The sequence below is a fragment of the uncultured Microbacterium sp. genome (genome assembly GCF_963521695.1).
Classification (GTDB): Bacteria; Actinomycetota; Actinomycetes; order Actinomycetales; family Microbacteriaceae; genus Microbacterium.
Genome location: NZ_CAUQWC010000330.1, coordinates 1 through 2,850, shown reverse-complemented (window position 1 = coordinate 2,850; position 2,850 = coordinate 1). Strand labels below are relative to the sequence as shown.

Annotated in this window: 4 protein-coding genes; 3 read left to right on the top strand and 1 reads right to left on the bottom strand. The window is 71.8% G+C overall.

Annotated features, from left to right (window positions below; translation table 11 throughout):
• Window positions 1–208: 208 nt before the first annotated feature.
• Window positions 209–592 (bottom strand): DUF2834 domain-containing protein, encoded by a 384-nt coding sequence (locus RWP81_RS15985; protein ID WP_314457763.1) that lies wholly within the window; start codon window positions 590–592, stop codon window positions 209–211.
• Between the two features lie 52 nt (window positions 593–644).
• Between RWP81_RS15985 and RWP81_RS15980 the strand changes: the two genes are divergently transcribed.
• The 3 genes from RWP81_RS15980 to RWP81_RS15970 all read left to right on the top strand — a co-directional run bounded on the left by RWP81_RS15980 (window position 645) and on the right by RWP81_RS15970 (window position 2,742).
• A complete protein-coding gene (locus RWP81_RS15980; RefSeq protein ID WP_314457761.1) occupies window positions 645–986 on the top strand; it encodes a TraR/DksA C4-type zinc finger protein in 342 nt (113 codons plus the stop codon).
• Window positions 987–1,158: 172 nt separating this feature from the next.
• Window positions 1,159–1,374, top strand: a complete 216-nt coding sequence (locus RWP81_RS15975; protein WP_055957360.1) for an SCO4848 family membrane protein — start codon at window positions 1,159–1,161, stop codon at window positions 1,372–1,374.
• A 120-nt stretch (window positions 1,375–1,494) separates the two neighbouring features.
• On the top strand, window positions 1,495–2,742 hold the full coding sequence (locus RWP81_RS15970; RefSeq protein ID WP_314457758.1) for an MFS transporter: 1,248 nt from the start codon (window positions 1,495–1,497) through the stop codon (window positions 2,740–2,742).
• The last annotated feature ends 108 nt before the right edge of the window (window positions 2,743–2,850 follow it).

Here is a 2,850-nt window from a genome sequence, read left to right as displayed (position 1 = left end):
CTGTCTCGCCTGCTCGGGCGTCCGACGACGCCCCTCGTCGAGGGGCTGCGCGAGGGCCTCGCGGCGAGCTGACACCCGGCGCGAGACCCCGGTTTCGCCGATCTGCGGCGCGGTGACTTCGTCGTGCCCGCAGACCCGCAGCGCTCGGGCGACAGTGGGGACCGGATTCCGTCGCCGTGGCCGCACCCACGGCACGGGGTCCGGCCCCTCACCCTGCGGGGGAGGACCGTCGACGATGCTCGGCGGCGGAGGCCGCTTCCCGGGCGGTGAGACGGCGCTGACGCATCGCGAGGAACAGCGGGAGCGTGAAGGCGAATGCGGTGATCCCCGACAGCACGACGTACAGCCACGCGGACCGCATGCCGAGGCGGCGGGCCTCGACGATGATGAAGATGCTTCCCGCGATGGCGACGACCAGGAGATCAACGGTGATGGACGACACCGCCGGGCCGCTCGAGACGAGGTCGCCGATGAAGTCGCGCATCTGCACGATGGCGAGGGCGTTGAAGGTCCAGGTGCCCACGAGGCCGGCGACGGCCAGCACGAGGAAGACCACGGCGGTCGGTGTCCAGTGACGGCGGAGTTCGCTCATGCGCCGATCCTGCCCGAGACCCGATGTCACAGGTGGGGGCTAGCGTCGGAGCATGGATGCCGTCACCGCCACGCGCATGCTCGACGAACGTGAACGCGAGGTCGTGCATCGCCTCAGCCGCCTCCGCGAAGACGAGGACAGTCTGCGACACGACCGCGCCGACGCGACCGTCGACGACGAGCACGACCCCGAGGGATCCACCCTGTCGGGGGAGTGGGCGCAGGTCGATGCGCTGCGTCGCGGCGCGGAAGCCGAACGAGCCGAGATCCTCGCGGCGCGGGAGCGCGTGGCATCCGGTGTCTTCGGTGTCTGCGAGAGATGTGGGGTGCCGATCGCCGACGCGCGTCTGGAGGCGCGGCCGTTCGCCCGGTTCTGCATCGCGTGCGCGTCGTGACGGCGGTCGCTGAGTGGGGTGCTGTGCCGTCCGAGTGGGCACCGCGCGAACTCGGGTTCGGCGCCGGCCGAGCTGCAGCGCATGGTGCGAGTCGACCACGGTGAACGCGTCTGTGCTCCGGGCCGGCGCCCGCCCTGTGCCGTGCGCACCCGCGGACGCATAGGCTCGAGACGTGGAACCACTGCTGATCGTGCTGCTGTTCGCCAACGCCGTGTTCAACGTCGTCGTCTGGCCGCGGTTCTACCCGCGGATCGCGAAGGATCCCCGCGCGCGGGACGCGGCCGGCAAGCCCACGCCGTTCTTGATCGTGCACACGGTGCTCATCGCGATCGCCCTCGTGCTCGCGCTGGCATCGGTGATCGCCGCGATCGCGGCGCTGGTGGGCTGATTCCGAGCTCCGGTGACGTGCCGCGGGTAGACTGAAGCCGCGGGATACTCCCGCCTCACGGTGTAACTACCTGCCCGGTCCGGCAAGGCGGCACGTTCCCCCGCCCCCGGAGACCGATCCATGACATCGCCCTCGTCGCCGAGCGCCGTCGCCCACCGCCCGCTGGTCCACCACGCCGGTGCGTGGTACTTCCCCATCGCCTTCGTCGCGCGGCTGCCGTTCGCCATGATGACGGTGGGCGTCCTCGCCCTCGTCGTCGGCGCGCGCGGGTCCGTCGCTCTCGGCGGGTTGACGTCCGCCGCAGTCGGAGTGGGGGTCGTGATCGCCGGTCCCGTGCTGGGCGATCTGGCCGACCGTTACGGGCAGCGAAGAGTGCTCGTGCCGGTCGGGGTGCTCAACGGCATCCTGCTCGCGGTGTTCCCGCTGGTCGTGGCCACCGCCACGGTCGACGGCGTGCTTCTCGCCGCCGCGGTCGCCATCGGCCTCACCGGTCCGCAGACCGCGGCGATGTCGCGCACGCGGGTGATGGCCCTGATCGGTGACCGCGTGCACCCCGACCGCCGTGAGCGTACGTTCTCTCGGGCGATGGCGTACGAGTCGGCCGCCGACGAGACGGCATTCGTGATCGGACCGTTCGTCGTGGGTGTGCTGGCCGCCCTCATCGCGCCGTGGGCGCCGATCGCCGGTGCCGCGGTGCTGAGCTTCGTCTTCGTCACCGCTTTCGCACTTCACCCGACCGGGCGCGCCGTCCCCGAGCGGTCCGAGCGGGAGGCGATGGCGCCCTTCAGAGAGCTTCTGCATCCCCGCATGCTCGTCCTGGTGGCGGCGGTCTTCGGCGTGGGTCTGTTCTTCGGCTCGACGCTGACCTCGCTCACCGCGTTCATGGAGGCGCAGGGTGCGCCCGAGGCGGGGGCCCTCCTGTACGGGGTGATGGGCGTGGGCTCGGCCGTGCTGGCACTCGCCGTGGCCGTGCTCCCCGCGCGCTTCACGCTGCGGTGGCGCTTGATCGTCTTCGCCGTCGTGCTCACCGCGTCGGCCGGTGCGTACACCGTGGGCGGCTCCGTCGTCACGGTGACCGCGGTGCTGTGCCTCATGGGTATCGGGGTCGGCCCCTCGCTGGTCACCCTGTTCAGCCTGGCCGGTGCCCGTGCGCCGCGCGGCCGCACCGCATCGACGATGACCCTCCTCGCCTCGGCGTTGACGCTCGCGCAGGCCGCCGCGTCGGCGGTGACCGGCGCCGTCGCCGAGAGCGTGTCGGTGTCGACGGCCATGATGTTCCCGGCCGCGGCGGCACTGCTGGTGCTCGCGATGGCGGCGGTCAACGCGTCCGCGTCACCGCGGTGGGACGCGGACGCGCGCACGGTGTGATCGGTCGGGCATCGCTGCCGCTCGGTGGTGATGCCGCCCGTCACGACGGCAGCGGGTATCGCCGTCTGAGCAGCAGTCGTTGCGCGAGCGTCCACACGGTCGTCACGG

Excerpts from the sequence above, each read along its gene's own strand:
- RWP81_RS15980 (WP_314457761.1), top strand. The coding sequence starts at position 645 with ATGGATGCCGTCACCGCCACGCGCATGCTCGACGAACGTGAACGCGAG.
- RWP81_RS15985 (WP_314457763.1), bottom strand. The coding sequence starts at position 592 with ATGAGCGAACTCCGCCGTCACTGGACACCGACCGCCGTGGTCTTCCTC.
- RWP81_RS15970 (WP_314457758.1), top strand. The coding sequence starts at position 1,495 with ATGACATCGCCCTCGTCGCCGAGCGCCGTCGCCCACCGCCCGCTGGTC.